Raw genomic sequence first — 22765 nt, 5'->3', positions numbered from 1 at the left:
TCTGAAGCTGCAGACTGATCCCGATATGTTGGTGAGTCAATGATATAATACAGCAATACACCAAGAGACAGCTTTGATCGCAAGCCCCGGGACGCGGCCCGCGAAGCGGCATGGCAAAGATGGTCGCGCTTAAAGAAAGGATGAACCGATGCCCTATTCGATTACCGGCCTCGACCCCGACCGCTTTGCGCCGCTGTTCGCGATGGACGATGCCGCGCTCGCCGGCTGCAACGCCCGCCGCGTCATCGCGACCGCGGACCGGGGCTTTCCCTGTCGCATCAGCCTCGAGGATGCGCGCGCCGGCGAGGCGCTGATCCTGCTCCACCACATCAGCCACGATGTCGAAACGCCCTATCGCAGCGCCTATGCGATCTATGTCCGGCCGGGCGTCGCCGCGGCGACCTATCGCGACGCGCTGCCGCCGGTTTTCGAGGGGCGTCCGCTGGCGCTGCGCGCCTTCGATCGCGACGGCATGCTGCAGGACGCGCGGCTGGCGGGGCCGGGCGAGGTCGACGGCGCGATCCGGGGCCTGTTTGCGGACGATCGCATCGCCTATATCGATGCACATAACGCCGCGCACGGCTGCTTTGCCGCGCGGATCGAGAGGGACGAGCCATGAGCGCCGCCTACATCATGACCGACGACGATCGCTGGGACGCGGTGCTGCGTCGCGACCGGGCGCTCGACGGGCGTTTCGTCACCGGCGTGCTCACCACCGGCATCTATTGCCGGCCGAGCTGCGCTGCGCGCCATCCCAAGCGGGAGAATGTCCGCTTCTTCGAGGATGGTGCGGCGGCGCGCGAAACCGGGTTGCGCGCGTGCAAGCGCTGCCTGCCCGACGAGGTCGCGCGCGACGAAGGCGCGGTGCTCGCCGCGATCGCGGCGATCAAAGAGAGCGAGGAACCGCTGGCGCTTGCCGACCTTGCCGATCGCACCGGTTACTCGCCGACACATTTCCAGCGCGTTTTCACCCGCCACACCGGACTGTCGCCTGCCGCCTATGCGCGCGCCTTGCGCGAGGAACGGGCGCGGCAGGCGCTGAGCGAAGGCGGCCGCGTCACCGATGCCATTTACGATGCGGGCTTTTCGGGGCCGTCGCGCTTCTACGAAAATATGGAAGGACGCATGGGGATGACAGCGTCGGCATGGGTGAATGGCGGCAAGGGGGTGACGATCCACTGGGCGGTCGTGCCGACCAGTCTTGGCGACATGCTCGTCGCCGCGACCGACAAGGGCGTCTGCCGCCTGTCGTTCGCCGAAGGGCGCGAGGCGCTCGAGGGCCGCTTTCCGGCCGCCGACCTGATCGAGGGCGGCGACGAGTTTTCCGCGCTGCTCGAACAGGTCGTCGCCGCGGTCGAGGCGCCGACCCAGGGCTTCGATCATATCCCGATCGACGTCAAAGGCACCGCGTTCCAGGAAGCGGTGTGGCGCGAACTCAGGAAGATCCCGGCGGGCGAAACGCGCAGCTATGCCGATATCGCCGCGGCGGTCGGCAAGCCGGGCGCGGTGCGCGCCGCGGGCAGCGCGAACGGCGCGAACAATGTCGCCGTGCTGATCCCCTGCCACCGCGTGGTCCGTAGCGACGGCACGCTCGGCGGCTATGCCTATGGCCTGCCGATCAAGGAAGAATTGCTCAAGAGGGAGACGATCAAGTGACCGACAAGATTGCGCAGTTTCGCGCGCTGCACGTTCCCGGCGACCCGCTGATCCTCGTCAACATCTGGGACGCCGGGAGCGCGAAGGCCGTCGCGGCCGCGGGGGCAAAGGCGATCGCGACCGGCAGCTATGGCGTCGCGGGAGCGCAGGGGCGCGCCGACGGCGAGGATTTTCCGCTCGAAGACGTCTTCGAAAATCTGGCGCGCATCCTGTCGGTCACCGACCTGCCCGTCACCATCGACATGGAATCGGGCTATGGCGCCGATGCCGCGGCGGTCGGCGCCTCGGTCGGGCGCGCGAAAGCTGCGGGCGCGGCGGGGATCAATATGGAGGACCGGCTGCCGGGCGTTACCGAGCTGCTTTCGATCGGCGAAGCGCAAGACCGTTATCGCGCCGCCGCCGACACCGGAATTTTCGTCAATGCGCGCTGCGACACCTTCCGCGGGCAGGATATCGCGAAGGACGGCGATGCGCTCGTCGCTGCGGCGCTCGAACGCGCGCGGGCCTATGCCGATGCCGGCGCGGGATCGCTGTTCGTGCCCTTCCTGCTCGATTCGAAATGCATCGGCGCGATCTGCGAGGCGTCGCCGCTGCCCGTCAATATCCTGCGCGGCAAGGGTGGACCGACGCACAGGGAACTCGCCGGTCTCGGCGTCGCGCGGATCAGCCATGGCCATCAGCCGTGGGCGGCGGCGATGGCGTGGCTGACGGCGCAGGCAGGGCAGGTGCTGGGCGGCGAAGAACCCGATTATTGACGCCAGGCGTCGATCAGTCGGTCACGCCTTCGGTTCCCTCGGTACGTATGAACGTCTTTTCGCGGCTGGCGCGCATTGCTTCGAGCTGGTCGAGCAGCGATTGCCCCTGACCGCGATCGTGCGGGTCGAAAGCGACGCTTTCGGCCAGCCCGATTGCTTCGTTGAAACGGGCCTGGTTGGCGAGCGCGAAGGCCTGGCTGATCCGGATGCTGACATTCTCGGGCTCGAGTATGAACGCCTTTTCCAGTCCCTGCAGCGCCATGTCGGTCGGGCGGAAGCCCTGATCGCTGAAAGTCTGGAAATAGGCATAGAGCGGGATCGGGTCGTCGGGGTTGGTGCGGTTGGCGAGCATGATCGGCTTGCGCACCGCGCTCCACGCCCCGGCGCTGTAATCGCCTTTCTCGTCCAGCCCGACCGCGATCAGCCGCCCGAGCAGCACATTGGCGCGGACGTGGTCGGGTTTCAGCGCGATCGCCTTGTCGACCGCCGCGCGCGCTGCGGCGAGGTCGCGTTTGTCCTTGTCCATGCCCCATTCGGCCGCGGCGAGTTCGTACCAGGTGCCGGCATCGCCGGGCTGGACGGCGGCAAGCTTTTGCAGCGCGGGGCGGACGGTGGCCATCCGTTCGGGCGAATATTGGGCGCTCAGCCGTTCGAGGCGGAGCGGGATCAGCGCGTCTTCGGCGGCGGCGAGCGGCGCGATGGCGATCGTCCCCTCGACCTTCATCGGTTCGTGAAGCGCGACATAGGCGAGCGAGCGATTGAGGTAGCGATTGAGATCCTTGTCGAGCTGGCCAAGGTCGCCAAAGGTCTTGCGCGCCGCCTCGACGGCCTCTTCGCCGCGATTGATCGCCTGCATATAGGCGAGCAACTGGCCCTGCCGGTTCGGATCGCTGTAGAGCATGTGGGTCAGCAGCCATGACCGGCCATAATAGGCGTCGGCCATCCCGCTGCTGCGCATCGCGTCGGGGCGCTGGGTGATCAACTGCTCGACCGGAATCTTCGGCATTTCGAGCAACCCGTAGGCGCGGCGATAGACGGGTTTGCCGATCGAGGCCTTGCCCTCGCGCGAAAAGTCGACAGTCGACACATATTCGGCGAAGCCTTCGATGAACCAGGCCGGGAAGGCGGCGGGGACATAGCGCTTCATGAAATGATGGGCATATTCGTGGAACAGCGTCTGCTGCGCCGCCGGGGTGCCGCGCCCTTCGTCATTCTCGCGGTTCGATACCGCAAACGCGCCGTCCGAGCCCGCGAGATAGAAGCCCGCGATCGACGAGCCGCTTTTCCCCGACGCCAGCCACCCCGCCTCGTCGGCGCGCTCGACCAGATAGATGGTCAGCCGGTTGGGCTCGGCCCCGCCCGGCACGTTGAAACGATGGCGCAGCGTTGCGTCGAACCGCTGCAGATTCTCGGAAAAGCTGCGCAGCGATTTTTCGCTGCCCTCGCTGTAGATGATGAAATTGTTCGTGTCGGCGCGCAGCCAGCGCGCGCTGGCCGGGGTGGCCAGCGCGGCGGTGAGCAGGACGGCAAGCGCTGCCGCAATCCAGTGTCGCATATGTCCCCCGTTCGGGTCTGCGCCGCCCCGGCGTCAGCCCTTCTTCTTGCCTGCCGCTTCGTCCTTCTGCTCCTGGAAGATTTCGGCGATTTTTGCGCGCGCGTCGTCGAGCTTGTCCTGCTCGATAAACTCGACCGTCGCGAGAATCTTGTTTTCCTTGTCCGATCCGTGCGCCGAATAGGCGATCGGCGACAGCACGTCCTTGGCGAGCTTGCCCTTGTTCTCGTTGAGCAGTTGGCGCGCAAGGATCAGGCGGTAACCCGTATCGTAGGATGCATAATCCCATGCATCCTCGAGCGTGATGAGCGCCGCTTCGGGAATGGCCTCGCCGGCTTCGAAATAGGACATATAGAGCCCGATCATCGGCCGCGGGTCCTTGAGATCGAGCTGGTGCGCCTTCTCGAACCACGGCCGCGCCGCGGCATATTGGGCCTTGTCGGCCTCGCCGCGCGCCATGAAGACGCCGCCCATCATGAAATGGGCCAGCGACGAAGCGGGCGCGATGGCGATCGCGCGTTTGGCCGCGGTCTCGGCGGCGTCGTAATTCTTCGCATCAAGCTGCGCCTCGGCGACGACAAGCTGCGCGAACAGGCTGTCGGGATTGGCCGCGTCCTTGCCCGCGACGCTGCGGGCGACATCCTTGGCCTGCTTCTGGTCGACGCCGCGCTGCGAGCGGATATAGGACGACATCAGGCTTTCCTCGACCGGTGCCAGCGCGCGCATCGTCACCACCGGTTCGACATAGGAGGCCGGCTTGATGTCATAGCCGGGGAAGGGGCCGTTCTTGTATTTGCGCAATTCGGCCTGCAGCTTGTCGAGGTCGCCGAAGATGCGCTTCGCGGCCTCGAGGCTGTCCTCGCCCTTGTTCAGCGCGCTCAGATAGGCCGGAAGCTGGCCTTTGCGTTCCTGACTGAAGTTCAGATAGTGCGAGAGCAGCCAGCCGACCGAATAGGACTGCATCAGCTCCATTCCCTTCAGCTTGGCCTTGTGGTCGAACATGCGGGACAGACGGGTATCGGGCAGCACGCGCAGCGCTTCGCCGCGCGCCTGCGGGACATTGCCCAGATGGAAGCTGCCGTCGTCCCTGAGTTCGATCGTGCCGTACACTTCGGCAAAGCCTTCGGTGTACCAATAGGGATAGGCGGTGCTGAAATTGGTCAGCATGAAATGGTGCGTATATTCGTGGAACAGGACGCGCTGGGTGTCGAGCTGCACCTCGTTGAGGGTGCGCACGCCGACGCCGTCGCGGCGCTTGTTGCGCGCCGGAACGAAAGCGACGGTGCTGCCTGCCCGGGGGATGTAAAAGCCGTAGATGCCCGATTCGGGGGCGCCGGCGAGCGCCGCGATGTCGTCGGTATCGCCGCTGCGGAACACCTTGACCTTGTTCGCCTTGCCCATGTCGGGGCCGGGGACCGGCCGGCCCTGCAAATAGCGCAGCGCATTGTCATAACGCTCGAGCAGGCGCGCGAACTGTTCGGCGTCCTCCTTCTTGCTTTCCGAATAGACGATGAAGTGCGACGTTTCGGCTTCCCACCATTCGGCGCGCGCCGCCCCGCTGATCGTCAGCGCCGCCAAAGCCACGCCCGCGCCGATCGCGCGGGCCATCTTGCGAATATTCACGGTAACCTCCACCCACTCAAACCCCGGTAATGCGTCGATGATTAACAGGAAAATCGGGCGAATCCAGATCGCTTCGTCGCAAGGCCGTCAGACGAAGCTATAGGGGTCGATATCGATCGCGAGCCGCGCTTTCGACGGCCAGTCGACGCTGTTCACCCACTCGCGGATCGTACCCTGCAGGTCGAAGCTGCGCGGCGCGTGGAGGAGCAGGCGGAAGCGGTGGCGGCCGCGCAGCATCGCGAGTGGTGCGGGCGCGGGCCCGTAGACGGCGAGGCCTTCGGCAACCGGTGCTTTCTGGCCCAGCCGCTGCGCCTGCCCGCGCGCGACCTCGATATCCTCCGACGAAATGACCAGCGCGGCGAAGCGGCCATAGGGCGGCGCGCCGGCGAATTTGCGCGCCGCCGCTTCGGCGGTATAGAAACCGTCGCGATCGTTGGCGACGAGCGCCGCCATCACCGGCGCCTCGGGAACGCGCGTCTGGATCAGCACCGCGCCCGGCTTCACCCCGCGCCCGGCGCGCCCCGCGACCTGCGCGATCTGCTGAAAGGTGCGCTCCGAGGCGCGCAGGTCGCCGCCGTCGAGCCCGAGATCGGCATCGACCACGCCGACGAGCGTGAGGTTGGGGAAATGATAGCCCTTGGTGACGAGCTGGGTGCCGATGATGATGTCGATGAGGCCGCCTTCGACATTATCGACGAATTCCGCAGCTTTCGCGGGCGACCATAAGGTGTCCGACGTGACGATCGCGACGCGCGCTTCGGGAAAGCGCAGCGCGACCTCGTCGGCAACGCGCTCGACCCCCGGCCCGCAGGCGACGAGGCTGTCTTCGTCCTCGCATTCGGGGCAGAGCCGCGGCGGCGGCATGACATGGCCGCAATGATGGCAGGCGAGGCGGTGGACGAGCCGGTGCTCGACCATCCATGCGGTGCAATTGGGGCACTGGATGCGGTGGCCGCAGGTGCGGCACAGCGTCAGCGGCGCAAAGCCGCGGCGGTTGAGGAACAGCAGGCTTTGCTCGCCCTTTTCGAGCCGGTGGGCGAGCGCCTCGACGAGCGGCGGGGCGAGCCAGCTCCCGCGGTCGGGCGGGTCCTGCCGCATATCGATCGCCGCGAGATCGGGCATCGCCGCGCCGCCGAAGCGCGCGGGCAGGACGATATGACGATAGCGCCCCGCCTCGACCTGCGCGAGGCTTTCGAGCGCCGGGGTCGCGCTCGCGAGCACCACCGGCAGCCCCTCGAAATGCCCGCGCATCACCGCGACGTCGCGCGCATGATAATGGACGCCGTCCTCCTGCTTGAAGCTCGTCTCATGCGCCTCGTCGACGACGATGACGCCGAGATTGCCATAGGGCAGGAACAAGGCCGAGCGCGCGCCGACGACGATCTTCGCCTCGCCCGCCGCGATGCTGTGCCAGGCGCGGCGGCGTTCGGTCGAGCGGAGGCCCGAATGCCAGGCGACCGGTTCGCAGCCGAAGCGCGCGGCGAAGCGCGTCAGCATCGGTTCGGTCAGCGCGATTTCGGGAAGCAGGACGAGCGCCTGCTTGCCTGCGTCGATCGCCGCGGCGATCGCCTCCATATAGACTTCGGTCTTGCCCGACCCGGTGACGCCGTCGAGCAGCAACGTCTCGAACTTCGCGGCATCGACCGCCTCGCGAAGCTGATGCGCGGCGGCGGTTTGCTCGTCCGACAGATCGGGCGGCGCAAAGGCCGGATCGGGTTCGGGATAGGGCTGGTCGGCCGATACGCTCACCGCTTCGAGCGCGCCCGTCTGGACGAGCCCGCGGATCACCGCTTCGCTGACCTCGGCCATCGCGGCGAGTTCGCGCACGATCCCCTGCCGCGCGCCGATCTTCTCGAGCGCGACGGTGCGTTGCGGTGTCATCCGCGCCGGCAGTTCGCCGGTGGCGCGATATTCGACGATCGGACGCCGGGCGTCGGCAAAGGCCGCACCCGGCAGCACCATGCGCAGCACCGATCCCGGCGGTGCGAGATAATAGTCGCTCGTCCATTCGACGAGCTTGCGCAGCGGGGCGGGGACCGGCGGCACCGGCACGACCTCGAACAGGTTGCGCAGGCGATTGTCGCCGACCGGCTCGGGCGCGCCGAAACTTTCGTCCTCCCACACGACGCCGCCCATCCGCCGCGGCCCGAGCGGCACGACGACGACGCTGCCGAGCGGCGCTTCGGTGCCGTAAGGCACCCGGTAATCGAGCGGGCCGAGGGCGGCGGTCAAAAGGAGGACGCGGGCGCGGGTCATGGATCGGGCAGGATATAGGGCTACCCGCAAAATAGGAAAGCGCTGCGCGTCAGCCTGTCGCTAGCGCCGCCTTCTTCGCCGGTCGTTTCGCGGGTTTTGGCCGCTTGAACCAGAAGGTCCACACCGCGAAGCTGCCGAGCATCGTCATCGCGAGGCCCGAGATCGTCAGCAGGATGCGCCAGGTCCAGCCGCCGACCTTCGACGCGTGGATCGGAAAGGCCATGTTGAACGCCTGCGCCCCGCCCGGGAGGGCGAGCGCATCGCGCGCGGCGAGCACGTCGCCGGTCGCGGCGTCGAACGCGATCGTCGTGCGGCCGTTGGGCAGCCATTCGGCGGGCTGTTTCATGCGCAGGCTGATCGGGTCGCCGGGCTTGCGCGGCAGGCTCAGGATACGGAACTCGGCGTCGGGAAAGCGTCGTCGCCCCTCGGCCAGCATTGCCGCATAATCGGGCTTTGCCGCAAGCGGACCGCCCTTGTATTTCGGCGGGTCGAGCGCCTTCGCCGCGGCCGCCGGCGAGCCGAAGGGCGCGACCATCACCATCGCGAAGGGGCGAAAGATCATCATCGTTCCGGTGACGATCGAGATCAGCAGCAGCGGCGCGGCGACGATGCCGAGGTCGCGGTGGTGCCACACGATCGACGGACGGCTCATCCGCTTGGGCCATAGACGGAGCTGGAAGGTCCGCCGCGTCCGCCACCACAGGATTGCGCCGCTGATCACGAAGAACAGGCCGCACAATCCCGCGATCCCGATCACCCACTCGCCGCTGTCGCCGGCGAAGAGATGATGGTGGAAGTCGAAAATCCACAGCTCGGGCCGCTCCCACTGGCTCGCCCAGCGCGTCACGACCTCGCCCGATTGGTCGGCATAGGCGCCCGCGCCTTCGCCGAAGCGGGTTTGATGCAGCCCGAAGCGTTCGTCGGCATAGATGATGCCTTGCGTGCCCGGCATCGCCATGAGCCGCTCGGTCGCTGCGGTGATGGTCGGAAGGTCGCCGCGCAACGCGTCACCCGCGCCCGGCACTCCGATCCACAGATGCTCGTAGAGCAAAATCGTGCCCGACAGGCCGAGCAGGCCGAGCACGAGACCGATCAGGCCACCGGTCCAGCGGTGCAGCGTGTCGAGCAGTTTCATCATCAGAACCGGTAATCCCACCCGAGCGTGAAGGTCCGTCCGCGCCCGGTGAAAAAGCGGGCATTGTCGGTCGCCGCGACGGTCGAGCGAATGGTCTGGCTGTTATAGGTGACATAGTCGACGTCGAACAGGTTCGAGGCCGCAAGCGTGATCCCGCCCAGCCGCGGCAGTTCGTAGCGCAGCACGGCATCGGTCAGCGTGTAGCCCGAAAAAACGGTGTTCGCCGCCGCGCCATCGAATTTACGGTCGAGATAAAGGCCCGCCTGTATGCGCGCGGACACCGGCCCCTTTTCATAGCTGGCCCAGACATTGACGCGGTCGGGCGAAATATTCGCGCCGTCCAGATCGATATCGACCTTGTCGTCCTTGTTGCTGTCGGTGCGGCCGGACAGATGGGCATAGCCGGTGCCGAGCTTCAGCCCGTCGACCGGAAGCTGGACCGCAAGATTGATCTCGAAACCCTGGATTTCGATGCGCTGGCGCTGAACGTCGTAGACGCCGGCGCTGTTGAGGACCAACAGGCCGCCGTCTTTCGACGTCGACCAGAAATAGGACGCGCTGGCATCGAGCGGCCCGCGCTTGATTTCGATCCCGACCTCGCGGTTGTTCGAAATCACGGGGGTGACGTTGACATCCTCGATGCGGAAATTCGGCTGGGTCGCGCCGTTGACCGCGCGCAGGATGCGGCCGACGTCGGCAATCGAATAGCCTTCGGCATAGCTGGCATAGGCGCGGATACCCTGCGCAGGTTCGACAATCACGCCGCCATTGATCAGCAGATCGTCGAAATTGCGGGTGCCGCCGCTGACACGGGCCGAATTATAGGAGGCCAGCGTCACATAATCATCGACCTTGAGCTGGCCATTTTCCCAGCGTGCGCCGCCGGCCAGGCGTAGGGCACCGTCGAACAGCTTCAGATTGGCCTGGCCGAAGGGCGCGAGCGTGCGGAAGGTGGTTGGCGGGACCCAATAACGTCCGGTCGCGAGCAAGCCCTGCTGGGTCTTGTCCCACATCGAGTCGAAGCCGAGCGTGACGTTGAGGGCGTCGAAAAGCTGGCGTTCGTAGCTGATGCGCGCGCCCAGCTTGCGCGAACGGTTCGCCGACTGGTCGAACAAGGTGCCGATGGGGGCGATGCTGGCATCCTGGAAGGTTGCGCTGACATCGCCGCCGAAAATATCGCGCGACCGGTTGAAAAAGGCCTGAAATACCAGATTGCCGCCGCCAAGGTCGGTATCGGTCAGCGTCAGGTTGACCGTTTCGACGCGGTTCGAGGCGGCTTCGCCCTGAATTTTCTCACGCCTCGAGCTGGTGGGAAGGCCCGTCGCCCGGTCGCCCGCGACCTGTATCCAGTCGCCATTGCCTTCGAGGTTGAAGCGCGTGGCGAACAGTTCGATGCGGGCGGTCGACGACAGGTCATAGCCCAGCCGTGCGAAGAAGCTCAGGCTCTTGCTGTCCTGCACATCGCCCTGCGTATTGTCGATGCCGACGCGGCGGCCCGCGCCGTCATAATAAAGGCCGCGCGTTTCATAGGCGACGCCGCCGGTTACATCGAACGCGCCTTGCCGGTACGCGAGTAGCCCGCCGAGCTTGCCGCCGAAGCTGTTGTCCTCAAAATTGCCTGTCGATCCCTGCACCAGCGCGCGGCCGGAGAGGCCGTCTTCGCGCGGCGCCTTGATCACCACCTGATTGACGACGCCGCCGGTCGCGCCGATCCCCTGCAGGGCGTTCGATCCATAGATCAGCTCGACGCGATCGAGGAAAAAGGGGTCGATCGTATAGCCGTCGCGCGATCCGTCGCGGATCGGGGTCGATTGCGGAATGCCGTTGATCGCATAGAGGGGCGAGCGGCCGCGCAGCGTTTCGCCCGCGCCCGAGAGTTTCTGGCGCGTCGGCGAGAAGCTGGGGGTCAGGTTCGCTACCGCGTCGATGACCGAGCCGGAGATCGCGACCTGTTGATCGAGGGTGTCCTGGGAAATGACATCGATCGTCAGCGGCAGGGCGTTCGGCGGCAGGGTCGTGCGTGCGGCGGTGACGATGATCGTGCCTTCGCCCTCGTCGCCATCGGCGACGGGCGCATTGTCTTGCGCAAAAGCGGGGGAGGAAAGCGCCGTGCAGGCGAGCGCCGCGAGGACAATTTTGCGATTCATTCTCATCTCCTGTTCGCGGCGCGGCTAATGCGACCAATTCGCATATGCAAGAAGAAACCCCGTTCGCGGGCGGGATTCGGTCGCTTCCTGCGGAGATGTGGAAAATTCGCCACAGTCGCGAAACCGCGCTATCAGCCGGCGCATGCGCGAAAAGGAACTGCGGTTTGCCCTGATTTGCTACGGCGGCATCAGCCTCGCCGTCTATATGCACGGTATCACCAAGGAAATATGGCGCCTCGCCGCCGCGTCGCGCGCGTGGCACGACGGCGGCGAGCCGGCTGGTTCGGGCGCGGTCTATCGCGATTTGCTCGCCGCCATCGCGGCGCGCAGCAGCGTCCGGCTGCGCGTGCTCGCCGACATCGTCGCGGGGGCGAGCGCGGGTGGGATCAACGGTATTTTTCTCGCCCGGGCGCTGGCGACGGGCCAGTCGCTCGACCCGCTCACCGAATTGTGGCTGGGCGGCGCCGATGTCGACAGCCTGCTCGACCCCGATGCCCGGCCGCTGTCGGCGGCAACCAAATTCTGGGCGGTGCCGATCGCCGGCTGGGCGATGAAGCGGCGCGGCAACGTCATCGACCGCACGGTGGGCGAGGGCGCGCAGGACGAGGTGCGCGCCAAGCTCTCGCGCTTCGTCCGCGCGCGCTGGTTCGAACCGCCGTTCGGCGGCGAGACCTTTTCGAACCTGTTGCTTGACGCCTTCGACGCGATGGATGCCGGGCCCAAGGGGCCGGCACTGGTGCCGGTGGGGCAGCCCGTCGACCTGTTCGTCTCGGTCACCGATTTTGCCGGGCACAGCATGCCGCTCGCACTCAACAGCCCGCCGCGGGTGACCGAGCAGGAGCACCGGTTGATCCTGCATTTCCGGCAGGATGGGCGCGCGGGGAAAGACCTCGGCGACGTGCCGGGCCTCGCCGCAGCGGCGCGCGCGACCGCGAGTTTCCCGGGTGCCTTCCCGCCCTTCACCTTGCGCGAACTCGACGCGGTGCTCGAAAAGCGTGGCATAGACTGGTCCGGGCGCGATGCCTTCGTGCGCACCCAGCTTCCGTCGGGCGGCGAAAACGATCCCGCCGACCGGGTGCTGATCGACGGGTCCGTGCTCGCCAACGCGCCCTTCCGCCCCGCCATTGCCGCGCTGAAGCAGCGCCCGGCACGGCGCGAGGTCGACCGGCGCTTCGTCTATATCGATCCCAAGCCTGATTATCGCTCGATCAGCTTCGGCAAACCGGGCGAGGTCGCGGCGGGCGAGGAGGCGCGCCTGCCCGGTTTCCTGCCGACGATTCTCGGCGCGCTTTCGGAAATCCCGCGCGAACAGCCGATCCGCGAGAATGTCGAGGCGATCGAAGGCATGTCGCGACGCATCCGCCGCATGCAGCATATCGTCGACGCGATGAAGGTCGAGGTCGAGGAACAGGTGGCGGCGCTGTTCGGCACCACCTTCTTCCTCGACACGCCGACCCCGGCGCGGCTCGAGAAATGGCGCGCCAAGGCGCAGGAGCAGGCGGCGGCACGCGCCGGTTTCGCCTATGCGCCCTATGGCCACCTCAAATTATCGGCGGTGGTCGAAGAACTCGTCGGCATGGTCGACCGGCTGTCGCCGCCCGAGGGTGCCGTCCACCGCAGCAACCGGCGGCAGGCACTGTGGGACGAGGTCCGCGCGCGCGGGCTCGACCGAATTTCGGGCCGGAAAGGGGCGGGCGCGAGCGGCGACGCGATCGCCTTCTTCCGCACCCACGACCTCGGCTTTCGCATCCGCCGCTTGCGCTTCATGGCGCGCGAACTCGACGCGGTGATCGAGAGCCGCCGCGAAGGGCGCGACACCGCGTGCGAGGATATGCGCGGTGCGATTTTCACCGCGCTCGGCCTCTATCTCGAGCGCGAGGGCGATAGCTGGATTGCGGAGCTCGACGTGCCTGCCGACGCTGCACCGGGGCAGTGGATCGATGCCATCGCGGCGCGGCGCGACCTCACGGCCGTCGATGGCGAAGCCGACGTCCTGATCGCTGCGGCACTGACCGCGCTGCCGAAGGACGACCGGCGCGTGCTGCTGCTCGCCTATCTGGGCTATCCCTTCTACGACATCGCGACGCTGCCCTTGCTGCAGGGCGAGGGATTCGACGAGTTCGACCCGATCAAGATCGACCGCATCTCGCCGTCGGATGCGACCGCGATCCGCAGCGGCGGCGCCTCGGTGATGCTCAAGGGCATCGAATTCAACAGCTTCGGCGCTTTCTTCAGCCGTGCGTACCGCGAGAACGACTACCTCTGGGGACGCCTCCACGGCGCCGACCGGCTCATTGATATCGTATCGAGCAGCGCAACCGGCGAAGACGCGCTGAAAGCCGACGAACTGGCCGCGATCAAGCGACGCGCCTTTCACGCCATCCTCGATGAGGAGGAAGAGCGGTTGCCGAAGGTGAAGGCACTGATCGACGAGTTGCGCGGCGAGATCGGCCCGGAACGGTAACGAAAGCGCCGACATGGCGATCAATATGGAAGAATAATGGGCTTTCCTTTCCCGGCTGCGGGATTAGCCATGATATCGGGCGAATCTGCTGTGGCTTTTGGGGGAAGGCTGATGCGAAAGACCGGTATGGTTGCGGCGATGGCGGCGGCGCTTTGCCTCTCCGGCTGCGGGGCGATCACGCGCGATTTGCGCCACCCGGGCGGTTATCCCGGCCATCTTCTCGACGAGCGGACGTTCGACGCCAGCGAATCGAAGCAGGTTCAATTGCTTCGCTTCACCATCATCCTCGCGATGGCGGCGCGGATGGGGGGCGAAACGGTGACCGATGCAAAGGAAGCCGACGCCATCGCCGACTATCTGGCGGCCGCAGCCGACGAGATCAATTATGCCGCGGCGAATATCTACCCGTCCGACGGAGGCGTAGCTTGCCGGGTCGGCGACGTGAAACAGCCTGCTCGTCCTTTGCCCGGACAGATTGCGCGGCTCGATACGGCAGTCGCCGACGCCGAACGGGCCGCACAGGACGCCGGGCGTTCGGCACAGGTGGCGACAGCCGCGGAAACATCGGTCCGTGCCATGCTTGCGAGCGGAACCCCTCCGGCGATTGCAGCGGCAGCTGCTCCGGAACCGGCAGTGCCGCCCTGCAATGGTTACTTCGTCAATTTCGAAGCCGATGTGCCGTTGATCGAAGCGCGGATGATGCGCCTGCTCTTCGCGACCCTGCCGCGCGACCATGTTCGCAAATTCGCCGAAGACATCCAGAAGGGCAATTTTCTGGGCAGCGCCTGGAACGGGCTCAAGGTGGTGTTCGTCGGGATCAAGGGACTGCATACCGCTTCGGGCACATATCGAAGCGGACAGGAGGCGTTGGTCGCCAACCTCGATCGCTGCAGCAGCAAGTCCGCCGTGGCGCCCGATTATGACGAATATGACGAAACCCGCTGGACGGTAAAGCAGGCGGTGGCGTGCCTTGGCGTTTCGGCCGACAATCTGTTCGGCCCCCATCCGGGGGAAATCGCCGGGGACGATATTCGCATCGACGTCAGCGGGAAGACATTCATGGCGTTGATGCAGCTCGCCCGCACGTCCTGCGTTCGCTTGCCGATCGGAACCGCCGACAATAGCAATAGCGAACTCGCGGCCGCGCGTTCGCGCCGCGCCGCCCTGTGCGACAGGCTGCGCTGGAACCCGAAACCGAAGCTGGACTCGCTGGGGCTGCGATAACGACGGACCCGTCGCGCCGGATCAATCGGTCAAATCGTCCCACATTTCCTTGATGCGGCCGAAAAAGCCCTGACTCGCGGGGCATTCGTCGCCGGTCTCGGTTTCGCGGAACGCCTGGAGCAGTTCTTTCTGCTTGGCATTCAGCTTCGTCGGCGTCTCGACATCGATCTGGATCACCAGGTCGCCGTGGCCGCGGCCGTTGAGAACCGGCATGCCGGCGCCGCGCTGGCGGAGTTGCTTGCCCGACTGGATACCCGCCGGGATGCTGATGTCGTGCTTCTTGCCGTCGAGGCCGGGGATGCTGATCGACCCGCCGAGCGCCGCGGTGGTGAAGCTGATCGGGGCGCGGGTGAACAAGGTTGTACCCTCGCGCTCGAACAATTTGTGCCGGGCCATGTGCAGGAAGATATAAAGGTCGCCCGGCGCCGCGCCGCGCGCACCGCTTTCGCCCTCGCCCGACAGGCGGATGCGCGTGCCTTCGTCGACCCCGGCGGGAATGGTGACGGTCAGCGTCTTGCGCCGGTCGACACGCCCTTCGCCATGGCATGTATTGCACGGGTCGGCGATGACCTCGCCCGCACCCTGACAGGTCGGGCAGGTGCGCTCGACCATGAAGAAACCCTGCTGCGCGCGTACCTTGCCATGACCGGCGCAGGTCGAACAGCGGTTGGTCGCGGTGCCGGGCTTGGCGCCGCTGCCGTCGCAGGTTTCGCAGCGCGCGGCGACATCGACCTGAATCTCGCGGGTGCAGCCGGCGTGCGCGTCTTCGAGCTTGATTTCCATGTCGTAACGAAGGTCGGCGCCGCGTGCGGGCCCGCGCTGTTGCCGGCCGCCGCCGCCGAAGGCCGATCCGAAGATCGATTCGAAAATATCGCCGATATCGCCGAAATCGGCGTTGCCGCCGCCACCGAAGCCGCCGCCGCCATTGAGGCCCGCCTTGCCGAAGCGGTCATAGGCGGCGCGCTTCTGCGGGTCTTTCAGGCAGTCATAGGCTTCGCTGATTGCCTTGAAGCGCGCTTCGCTGTCGCCGCACCCCGGATTCTTGTCGGGGTGATATTTCATCGCGAGCTTGCGATAGCTGGCCTTCAGCGTCGCATCGTCGGCGGTGCGCTCGACTTCGAGCAGTTCGTAATAATCGACGTCGAGCGACATAAATTCAATGCCCCCTCAACCCCGCCGCCCGCGTTGCGCGCGGCGGGGAGAGTTTCTTACTTCTTGTCGTCTTCGACTTCCGAGAATTCGGCATCGACGACATCTTCGTCGGCCTTGGCTGCGCCGGCATCGTCGGCGCTGGGGGATGCTGCGGCCTGCTGTTCCTTCTCGTAAATCGCCTGGCCGAGCTTCATCGCGACCTGCGCGAGCGCCTGGCTCTTTTCGGTCATCGCCGCCGGATCGCCGCCTTCGACCGCGGTCTTGGCTTCGGCAACCGCCGCTTCGATCTCGCCCTTCAGCGTCTCGTCGACCTTGTCGCCATGCTCGCGGAGCTGGCTTTCGGTCGAGTGGATCAGGCTTTCGGCATTGTTCTTCGCCTCGGCCGCCTCACGGCGCTTCTTGTCCTCTTCGGCGAACTGCTCGGCGTCCTTGACCATCTGGTCGATGTCCGCGTCGCTGAGGCCGCCCGAGGCCTGGATCTTGATCTGCTGTTCCTTGCCGGTGCCCTTGTCCTTGGCGTGGACCGACACGATGCCGTTGGCGTCGATGTCGAAGGTCACCTCGATCTGCGGCACGCCGCGCGGCGCCGGCGGGATGCCGACGAGGTCGAACTGGCCGAGCATCTTGTTGTCGGCGGCCATTTCGCGTTCGCCCTGGAAGACGCGGATCGTCACTGCCGACTGATTGTCGTCGGCGGTCGAATAGACCTGCGACTTCTTGGTCGGGATCGTCGTGTTGCGGTCGATCATGCGCGTAAACACGCCGCCCAGCGTCTCGATGCCGAGGGAGAGCGGCGTCACGTCGAGCAGCAGCACGTCCTTGACGTCGCCCTGCAGCACGCCCGCCTGGATCGCGGCGCCGATCGCGACGACTTCGTCGGGGTTCACGCCGGTGTGCGGTTCCTTCCCGAAGAAATCCTTCACGACTTCGCGGACGCGCGGCATGCGCGTCATGCCGCCGACCAGCACGACTTCGTCGATCTCGCTGGCCGAAATGCCGGCGTCCTTGATCGCCTTCTTGCACGGCTCGAGCGTGCGCTTGACGAGGTCTTCGACCAGCTTTTCGAGGTCCGAACGCGTGATTGTCTTGACGAGGTGCTTCGGCCCGTTGGCGTCGGCGGTGATGAAGGGCAGGTTGACCTCGGTCGTCGCGGCCGACGACAGTTCGATCTTCGCCTTTTCGGCGGCTTCCTTCAGGCGCTGGAGCGCGAGCTTGTCGCCGCGCAGGTCGATGCCTTCGTCCTTCTTGAAGGTGTCAGCGAGGAATTCGACGATCTTGCTGTCGAAATCTTCACCACCGAGGAAGGTGTCGCCGTTGGTCGACTTCACCTCGAACACGCCGTCGCCGACTTCGAGGATCGAGATGTCGAAGGTGCCGCCGCCAAGGTCATAGACCGCGATCGTCTTGTTCTCGGTCTTGTCGAGGCCATAGGCGAGCGCCGCCGCGGTCGGCTCGTTGATGATGCGCAGCACTTCGAGGCCGGCGATCTTGCCGGCGTCCTTGGTCGCCTGACGCTGGGCGTCGTTGAAGTAAGCGGGAACGGTGATCACCGCCTGCTCGACCTTTTCGCCCAGATAGGCTTCGGCGGTTTCCTTCATCTTCTGGAGGATATAGGCGCTGATCTGCGACGGCGAATAATCCTCGCCGCCCGCCTTGACCCACGCGTCGCCGTTGGTGCCCTTGGCGATGGTATAGGGGACGAGTTCCATGTCCTTCTTGGTCATCGGATCGTCGAAGCGGCGGCCGATCAGGCGCTTCACCGCAAAGATGGTGTTTTCGGGATTGGTGACCGCCTGGCGCTTCGCCGGCTGGCCGATCAGCCGCTCGCCGTCCTTGGCGAAGGCGACGATCGAAGGCGTGGTGCGCGTGCCTTCGACATTTTCGATAACCTTGGGCTTGCCGCCTTCCATCACCGCCACACAGCTATTGGTGGTGCCGAGGTCGATCCCGATCACTTTGGCCATTGATATTCCGTCCTTGTTGCTTCTCCGGCGCCCTGAAAAGGCACGCCGTCCATGGTTTTCAATGGGGGCGATATAGGTGCGCTAATCCTTGGCACAAGGGCTTTGACGGCTTATCTGGAACAGGAAAATTGCCGCATTTCGGGAGTCCCAGCCATCATGAAGTCCTTCGCACGCCGCTCGTTCACTCTGGCCGCCGTTGCCGCCGCCGCGCTGTCGCTGACGGCGTGCAAGGAAAATCTCGGCGCCGGGCCGCAGCTCAATGTGGTCAGCGGCTATATCGAGATGGGTGCGACCCCCGACCGGCCCGCGGTCGGCTATTTCCGCGTCACCGGCGGCCCGCGCGACGCGCAACTCGTCGCGGTAACCGCCGACCTCGCGCAGCGCGTCGAAATGCATGAAAGCGTGCGTGAAAACGGCGTCGTGACGATGAAGCCGCTCGTCCGTGCCGACGTGCCGGCAAAGGGCGAGCTGGTGTTCAAGCAGGGCGGCAAGCATCTGATGATCTGGAACATCAACGGCGCGGCGGTGCGCGCGGGCAAGCTGCCGATGCAGTTCGTCTTCACCAACAACAACAATGAACGCATCCTGTTCGACCTGCCGATCAAGCAGGCGTCGACCGCGATGGGCGGCGAGGGTGCGATGGACCATGGCGCGATGGATCACACGCCCCCAGCGGACGCGGCGAAGAAATAGGCCGCTTATGGAGCGCGAAGGGCGCCCGCTGACCGAGGGGGAGATCGCGCTGGCGCGCAGCGTCTTCGGCGATGCGATCCGCTATGGCGAAGTGCGGGTGCGGCATCGCAAATGGATTTTCTTCCAGCCGCGCCGCATCGTCATGGCGCCGATGGGGCATCTCCATTTCCATCCGCGCGGCGACAGCTATTGCGACGATTTTTCCTGCCCCGCCGACGGCGCCATGCGCGGCAAGGGGCTGTTCATCCACGAAATGACGCATGTGTGGCAGGCACAGACGCGCGGACGCTGGTACCTCGTCCTGATGCGCCACCCCTTCGCGACCTATGACTACAGCCTCAAGCCCGGCTGGCCGCTGCATCGCTACGGCCTCGAACAGCAGGCGGAGATCGTGCGGCATTACTGGCTGCTGACGCAGGGGGTGACGATCGGCGGCGCGCCGGGGGTCGAGGCCTATCGCGCGATCCTGCCGTTCGCCCCGTCGGCGTAATTAGCGACTAGCCATAGGGGCGGTGTTCGATATATGTTCCCGCCATGGATGGATTGTCACTCGCTATCGCCTTCGTCGCCCTCGCTATCGGCGCCCTGATCGGCTGGCTGTTCGCCGGGCGGCAGGCGGGCGGGCTGAAGGCCGAACGCGATAGCTTCTCGGAGCGTTTCAAGGCGGCGGTCGCCGATCTTGCCACCGAAAGCGAGGCACGGCAGGCGGCGGATCGCCAGCTTGCGGCGCTGCTCGCCGAACAGCGCGCGCGCGACGCGGCGCATGACGCGCAGATCGCCCAGCTCAGGGATGCGCAGGCGGCGCTGACGGCGCAGTTTCGCGAAGTCGGGCAGGCGATGCTCGACGGGGCGCAAAAGGCGTTTCTCGAACGCGCCGAAGCGCGCTTCAGGGAGAGCGAGGCGACCGCCGGGCAGAATCTGAAGGCGCTGCTCCATCCGGTCCATGACCGGCTCGAAAAATATGAAGCGGCGGTGGCGAAGGTCGAGGCCGAGCGGCGCGACGCTTTCGGCCTGCTGCACGGGCAGATCGCGGCGATGCGCGAGGGGACCGAGCGCGTGTCGAGCGAAGCGGCGAAGCTGGTCAACGCGCTCCGCAACGCGCCGAAAGCGCGCGGACGCTGGGGCGAACAGCAGCTTCGTAACGTCCTCGAAAGCTGCGGGCTTTCGGAGCATGCCGATTTCCAGACCGAGGTCAGCGTCGACGGCGGCGACGGTGGGCGGCTCCGCCCCGACGTCGTCGTCAAGGTGCCGGGCGGACAGAGCCTCGTCATCGACGCGAAGGTTTCGCTCAACGCTTATCAGGACGCCTTCGGTGCGGTCGACGAGGGCGAGAAGGCGGTGCATCTCGCCGCCCACGCCGCGGCGATGAAGGCGCATGTGAACACGCTCGGCGCCAAATCCTACTGGAACCAGTTCGACGACACCCCCGATTTCGTCGTGATGTTCGTCCCCGGCGAGCATTTCCTCGCCGCCGCGCTCGATCAGGATCACGAGCTCTGGGATTATGCCTTCGAGCGCAAGGTGCTGCTCGCGACCCCGACCAACCTTATCGCGATCGCGCGTACCGTCGCGGCGGTGTGGCGGCAGGAAAAGCTCGCCGGGCAGGCGCGCGAGATCGCGGCGCTCGGCAAGGAGCTTTACGCGCGCATGTCGGTGATGGGCTCGCACATCGCGCGCGTCGGCAAGAATCTCGATCAGGCGACGGGGGCGTATAACGCGTTCGTCGGCAGCTTCGAATCGCAGGTCCTGACGCAGGCGAAACGCTTCGAGGCGCTCGACATCGAGACGGGCGACCGCGAAATTCCGGCGCTGCCCGTCGCCGAACAGGCCGCGCGTCCGCTGGCCAAATTGTCGGGCGCCAACGGCGCGAACGACTAGATCGCCCGTTTCAGCACCGCCGTCTTGCCGTCGGCCCCGGCCAGGATCAGCGTCCCGTCGGTCGGAAAGCTCGTGCTCACCGGCCCGCGCATCAGCGCGAAGAAGGCATTTTCCTGCGTCATGCCCGCGCCGGGACACGCCATTTCGGTCGCCATCAGCGGCCCCGCAGTCAGTGTCCGGTCGGCGTGGCTGTAGCTTCCCGAAAAGCGGTTGCAGCCCGCGCTACCGCTCAGCCGCTCGCCCTCGAACTGCAGCGAGGTCGGCCGGTCGGGCGCCACCTTGACGCCGCCGATCGATACGAAGGTCCAGCTCGTTCCGGCAAGCTCGGCCGGGGGCAATATGCCGCCGCCGCAGCCCTTCACTGTCTGGCCGTCGGCGGTTACCGTCACCGTGTCGCGATAGCGGCGGTCGCTCATCCCGTCGCTGCATTCGCCATGGGTGATGTCGACGGTCAGCCGCGGGGTGACATAGCGCTCGCCATTGAAGCTCGGCCGCGCGCCGGGGTTGGCGATGACGATCTTGGTGTCGCCATAATCGCCGTCGTAATTGAGCAGGCCGGGCGTGATCTCGAGCGTCCAGCCGGGCTCGGTGCCGAGCGCCATATAGGAGCCCGCGCTACCGCCGGGCGATTGCGGCGGTTCCGCGGCGGGGACGCACGCCGACAGCGCGAAGAGCGAAACGAGAGCGGGCAGGGTGATCCTTGTCATATGACGTCTCTTAAGCCGGGAGGACTGATCGCTGGATGAACGGCGCGGCGCGCTATCGGTTCCGCTGCTGGTTCAGCACCTCATAGGCCATCACCGCCGCCGCGACCGCGGCGTTCAGGCTGTCGGCCTTGCCCATCATCGGCATCTTGACGCGTATGTCGGCGGCGGCGGCATAGTCGGCCGGCATCCCCTGCGATTCATTGCCGATCAGGATGAAGGTCGGCGCCGTGTAGCGCACCGCCTGATAATCCTTCGTATCGTCGCCGAGCCAGGTCGCGACCAGCTCGCCGCGTCCGCTCCGCAACCAGCCGAGGAATTCGTCCCATCCCGCCGGCACGAGGCGCTGGGTAAAGATCGCCCCCATGCTCGCGCGCACCGCTTCGACCGAATAGGGATCGGTGCTTTCGCCGAGCAGGATGAGCCCGCCGGCACCGACCGCGTCGCCGGTGCGCAGCATCGTGCCGAGGTTGCCGGGATCGCGCATCCGCTCGGCGACCAGCCAGATCGGCGCGGCGTCGCGGTCGAGGTCGGTCAGCACCGTCTGCGGCTCGGCATAGATGCCGACAATCGTCTGCGCATTGTCCTTGCCCGACAGTTTCGAGAGGATCGCGGGGGTGGTGTCGATCACCTCGCCGCCCGTCGCGAGCGTTGCCTCAACGAGCGCCCTGGCAAGCGGATGCGCGGCGCCGTCGTCGGCAAGAAACAGCCATTGCGGCAGCACCCCGGCCTCGCGCGCTTCGGTCGCGATGCGCAGCCCTTCGGCAAGGAACAATCCCTCGGCGCGGCGATGGCGTTTCTCGCGCAGCAACCGCATCCGCTTGACCAGCGGGTTCGACAGGCTTTCGATGCGGGACCGGCGGCCGGCGCTGGTCATCCCGTCAATCCTCGCCGAAGCTGTCCTTGACCAGCCCGACAAGCTTGAGCAGCGCGGCGTCGGCGCCGTCGCCCTTCGTATGGATGGTGATCGAATCGCCCTTCGCGGCGCCGAGCATCATCAGCCCCATGATCGACGTGCCGTTGACGCGCGATCCGCCCTTTTCGACCTCGACCGACACGGTTTCGGGCAGGCGGCTGACGAACGTCACGAACTTGGCGCTCGCGCGCGCGTGCAGGCCGCGCTGGTTGGTGATTTCGACCGTCTCGGAGACTTCCGCCATCATCCCACCCCCAGCATTTCCGACGCGACCGAGATATATTTCTGGCCCGCTTCCTTCGCCGCGATCACCGCCGCGCGCAATTCCATCGTCTTGCGCGCGCTTTCGAGGCGGATCAGCATCGGCAGGTTGACGCCGGCGATCACCTCGGTCCGTCCGCTTTCGAGCAGGCTGATCGCAAGGTTCGAGGGCGTGCCTCCGAACAGGTCGGTCAGCATGATCACGCCGCGGCCTTCGTCGACGGTGCGGATCGCGTCGGCGATTTCCTTGCGCCGCATTTCCATATTGTCGTTGGGGCCGATGCACACCGTCGCGATCGCGCGCTGGGGACCGACGACATGTTCCATCGCGGTGACCATTTCCTCGGCGAGTCGGCCGTGGGTCACGAGGACCATTCCCAGCAGC

Annotated in this window: 19 protein-coding genes; 8 read left to right on the top strand and 11 right to left on the bottom strand. The window is 66.1% G+C overall.

Going from position 1 to position 22765, the window contains the following annotated elements; genetic code table 11:
* Positions 1–148 precede the first annotated feature (148 nt).
* From V6U71_RS17205 to V6U71_RS17195, 3 genes are read left to right on the top strand one after another with little or no spacing between them, the layout of a single operon-like run.
* A complete protein-coding gene (locus tag V6U71_RS17205; RefSeq protein ID WP_411339579.1) occupies positions 149–619 on the top strand; it encodes a DUF1203 domain-containing protein in 471 nt (156 codons plus the stop codon).
* Entirely contained in the window at positions 616–1656 is a 1041-nt protein-coding gene (gene ada / locus V6U71_RS17200; protein WP_411339578.1) for a bifunctional DNA-binding transcriptional regulator/O6-methylguanine-DNA methyltransferase Ada, read from the top strand. Before V6U71_RS17205 ends, ada begins: the two co-directional genes overlap by 4 nt.
* Positions 1653–2411 (top strand): isocitrate lyase/PEP mutase family protein, encoded by a 759-nt coding sequence (locus tag V6U71_RS17195; protein WP_411339577.1) that lies wholly within the window; start codon positions 1653–1655, stop codon positions 2409–2411. The genes ada and V6U71_RS17195 overlap by 4 nt, the downstream gene beginning before the upstream one ends.
* A 13-nt stretch (positions 2412–2424) precedes the next feature.
* On the opposite strand, the gene V6U71_RS17190 is transcribed toward V6U71_RS17195, so the two are convergent.
* From V6U71_RS17190 to V6U71_RS17170, 5 genes are all read right to left on the bottom strand, one after another.
* The gene (locus V6U71_RS17190; protein ID WP_411339576.1) at positions 2425–3966 is read right to left on the bottom strand and encodes a hypothetical protein; all 1542 of its coding nucleotides are present in this window, start codon (positions 3964–3966) and stop codon (positions 2425–2427) included.
* Positions 3967–3999: 33 nt separating this feature from the next.
* The gene (locus V6U71_RS17185; protein ID WP_411339575.1) at positions 4000–5571 is read right to left on the bottom strand and encodes a tetratricopeptide repeat protein; all 1572 of its coding nucleotides are present in this window, start codon (positions 5569–5571) and stop codon (positions 4000–4002) included.
* Positions 5572–5673: 102 nt separating this feature from the next.
* Positions 5674–7842, bottom strand: a complete 2169-nt coding sequence (locus tag V6U71_RS17180) for a primosomal protein N' (protein ID WP_411339574.1) — start codon at positions 7840–7842, stop codon at positions 5674–5676.
* A gap of 49 nt (positions 7843–7891) precedes the next feature.
* Positions 7892–8977: a PepSY-associated TM helix domain-containing protein gene (locus V6U71_RS17175; protein ID WP_411342371.1), complete on the bottom strand. Its 1086-nt coding sequence runs from the start codon at positions 8975–8977 to the stop codon at positions 7892–7894.
* A 2-nt stretch (positions 8978–8979) separates the two neighbouring features.
* The gene (locus V6U71_RS17170; protein ID WP_411339573.1) at positions 8980–11130 is read right to left on the bottom strand and encodes a TonB-dependent receptor; all 2151 of its coding nucleotides are present in this window, start codon (positions 11128–11130) and stop codon (positions 8980–8982) included.
* A gap of 136 nt (positions 11131–11266) precedes the next feature.
* Between V6U71_RS17170 and V6U71_RS17165 the strand changes: the two genes are divergently transcribed.
* Both V6U71_RS17165 and V6U71_RS17160 read left to right on the top strand, forming a co-directional pair.
* Positions 11267–13588 carry a patatin-like protein gene (locus V6U71_RS17165; protein ID WP_411339572.1) on the top strand — a complete coding sequence of 774 codons (2322 nt, stop codon included), beginning with the start codon at positions 11267–11269 and terminating at the stop codon, positions 13586–13588.
* A 111-nt stretch (positions 13589–13699) separates the two neighbouring features.
* A complete protein-coding gene (locus V6U71_RS17160) occupies positions 13700–14812 on the top strand; it encodes a hypothetical protein (protein ID WP_411339571.1) in 1113 nt (370 codons plus the stop codon).
* Between the two features lie 21 nt (positions 14813–14833).
* Here V6U71_RS17160 and dnaJ read toward each other — a convergent pair whose 3' ends face one another.
* Complete coding sequence (gene dnaJ / locus V6U71_RS17155) at positions 14834–15964, bottom strand: molecular chaperone DnaJ (RefSeq protein WP_411339570.1); 1131 nt, start codon at positions 15962–15964, stop codon at positions 14834–14836.
* Positions 15965–16020: 56 nt separating this feature from the next.
* Positions 16021–17928 (bottom strand): molecular chaperone DnaK, encoded by a 1908-nt coding sequence (dnaK, locus tag V6U71_RS17150; RefSeq protein WP_411339569.1) that lies wholly within the window; start codon positions 17926–17928, stop codon positions 16021–16023.
* A gap of 156 nt (positions 17929–18084) precedes the next feature.
* Here dnaK and V6U71_RS17145 point away from each other — a divergent pair, with 156 nt between their 5' ends.
* From V6U71_RS17145 to V6U71_RS17135, 3 genes are read left to right on the top strand one after another with little or no spacing between them, the layout of a single operon-like run.
* Positions 18085–18621, top strand: coding sequence for a copper chaperone PCu(A)C (locus V6U71_RS17145; protein WP_411339568.1), 537 nt, complete (start codon positions 18085–18087; stop codon positions 18619–18621).
* Positions 18622–18628: 7 nt separating this feature from the next.
* The gene (locus tag V6U71_RS17140; RefSeq protein ID WP_411339567.1) at positions 18629–19111 is read left to right on the top strand and encodes a vgr related protein; all 483 of its coding nucleotides are present in this window, start codon (positions 18629–18631) and stop codon (positions 19109–19111) included.
* Positions 19112–19155: 44 nt separating this feature from the next.
* Positions 19156–20499 carry a DNA recombination protein RmuC gene (locus V6U71_RS17135; RefSeq protein WP_411339566.1) on the top strand — a complete coding sequence of 448 codons (1344 nt, stop codon included), beginning with the start codon at positions 19156–19158 and terminating at the stop codon, positions 20497–20499.
* On the opposite strand, the gene V6U71_RS17130 is transcribed toward V6U71_RS17135, so the two are convergent.
* Genes V6U71_RS17130 through V6U71_RS17115 form a run of 4 tightly spaced genes read right to left on the bottom strand, consistent with a single transcriptional unit; the run spans position 20496 to position 22764 of the window.
* Positions 20496–21206: an META domain-containing protein gene (locus V6U71_RS17130; protein WP_411339565.1), complete on the bottom strand. Its 711-nt coding sequence runs from the start codon at positions 21204–21206 to the stop codon at positions 20496–20498. The genes V6U71_RS17135 and V6U71_RS17130 overlap by 4 nt on opposite strands.
* 52 nt (positions 21207–21258) lie before the next feature.
* Complete coding sequence (locus tag V6U71_RS17125) at positions 21259–22080, bottom strand: TrmH family RNA methyltransferase (protein WP_411339564.1); 822 nt, start codon at positions 22078–22080, stop codon at positions 21259–21261.
* Positions 22081–22084: 4 nt separating this feature from the next.
* Positions 22085–22363 (bottom strand): HPr family phosphocarrier protein, encoded by a 279-nt coding sequence (locus V6U71_RS17120; RefSeq protein ID WP_054589063.1) that lies wholly within the window; start codon positions 22361–22363, stop codon positions 22085–22087.
* Entirely contained in the window at positions 22363–22764 is a 402-nt protein-coding gene (locus V6U71_RS17115) for a PTS sugar transporter subunit IIA (RefSeq protein WP_054590355.1), read from the bottom strand. Before V6U71_RS17115 ends, V6U71_RS17120 begins: the two co-directional genes overlap by 1 nt.
* Between the last annotated feature and the right edge of the window lies 1 nt (position 22765).

The organism is Sphingopyxis sp. J-6, from assembly GCF_046603995.1.
Taxonomy (GTDB): Bacteria; Pseudomonadota; Alphaproteobacteria; order Sphingomonadales; family Sphingomonadaceae; genus Sphingopyxis.
Note: the sequence above shows the minus strand (reverse complement) of the source record. Positions and strands in the feature narration are given on the sequence as shown.

What these genes read in the sequence shown, in the direction of transcription:
- V6U71_RS17205 (WP_411339579.1), top strand. Translation starts at nt 149, where the DNA reads ATGCCCTATTCGATTACCGGCCTCGACCCCGACCGCTTTGCGCCGCTG.
- ada (WP_411339578.1), top strand. Translation starts at nt 616, where the DNA reads ATGAGCGCCGCCTACATCATGACCGACGACGATCGCTGGGACGCGGTG.
- V6U71_RS17190 (WP_411339576.1), bottom strand. Translation starts at nt 3,966, where the DNA reads ATGCGACACTGGATTGCGGCAGCGCTTGCCGTCCTGCTCACCGCCGCG.
- V6U71_RS17185 (WP_411339575.1), bottom strand. Translation starts at nt 5,571, where the DNA reads ATGGCCCGCGCGATCGGCGCGGGCGTGGCTTTGGCGGCGCTGACGATC.
- V6U71_RS17180 (WP_411339574.1), bottom strand. Translation starts at nt 7,842, where the DNA reads ATGACCCGCGCCCGCGTCCTCCTTTTGACCGCCGCCCTCGGCCCGCTC.
- V6U71_RS17175 (WP_411342371.1), bottom strand. Translation starts at nt 8,977, where the DNA reads ATGAAACTGCTCGACACGCTGCACCGCTGGACCGGTGGCCTGATCGGT.
- V6U71_RS17170 (WP_411339573.1), bottom strand. Translation starts at nt 11,130, where the DNA reads ATGAGAATGAATCGCAAAATTGTCCTCGCGGCGCTCGCCTGCACGGCG.
- V6U71_RS17165 (WP_411339572.1), top strand. Translation starts at nt 11,267, where the DNA reads ATGCGCGAAAAGGAACTGCGGTTTGCCCTGATTTGCTACGGCGGCATC.
- V6U71_RS17160 (WP_411339571.1), top strand. Translation starts at nt 13,700, where the DNA reads ATGCGAAAGACCGGTATGGTTGCGGCGATGGCGGCGGCGCTTTGCCTC.
- dnaJ (WP_411339570.1), bottom strand. Translation starts at nt 15,964, where the DNA reads ATGTCGCTCGACGTCGATTATTACGAACTGCTCGAAGTCGAGCGCACC.
- dnaK (WP_411339569.1), bottom strand. Translation starts at nt 17,928, where the DNA reads ATGGCCAAAGTGATCGGGATCGACCTCGGCACCACCAATAGCTGTGTG.
- V6U71_RS17145 (WP_411339568.1), top strand. Translation starts at nt 18,085, where the DNA reads ATGAAGTCCTTCGCACGCCGCTCGTTCACTCTGGCCGCCGTTGCCGCC.
- V6U71_RS17140 (WP_411339567.1), top strand. Translation starts at nt 18,629, where the DNA reads ATGGAGCGCGAAGGGCGCCCGCTGACCGAGGGGGAGATCGCGCTGGCG.
- V6U71_RS17135 (WP_411339566.1), top strand. Translation starts at nt 19,156, where the DNA reads ATGGATGGATTGTCACTCGCTATCGCCTTCGTCGCCCTCGCTATCGGC.
- V6U71_RS17130 (WP_411339565.1), bottom strand. Translation starts at nt 21,206, where the DNA reads ATGACAAGGATCACCCTGCCCGCTCTCGTTTCGCTCTTCGCGCTGTCG.
- V6U71_RS17125 (WP_411339564.1), bottom strand. Translation starts at nt 22,080, where the DNA reads ATGACCAGCGCCGGCCGCCGGTCCCGCATCGAAAGCCTGTCGAACCCG.
- V6U71_RS17120 (WP_054589063.1), bottom strand. Translation starts at nt 22,363, where the DNA reads ATGGCGGAAGTCTCCGAGACGGTCGAAATCACCAACCAGCGCGGCCTG.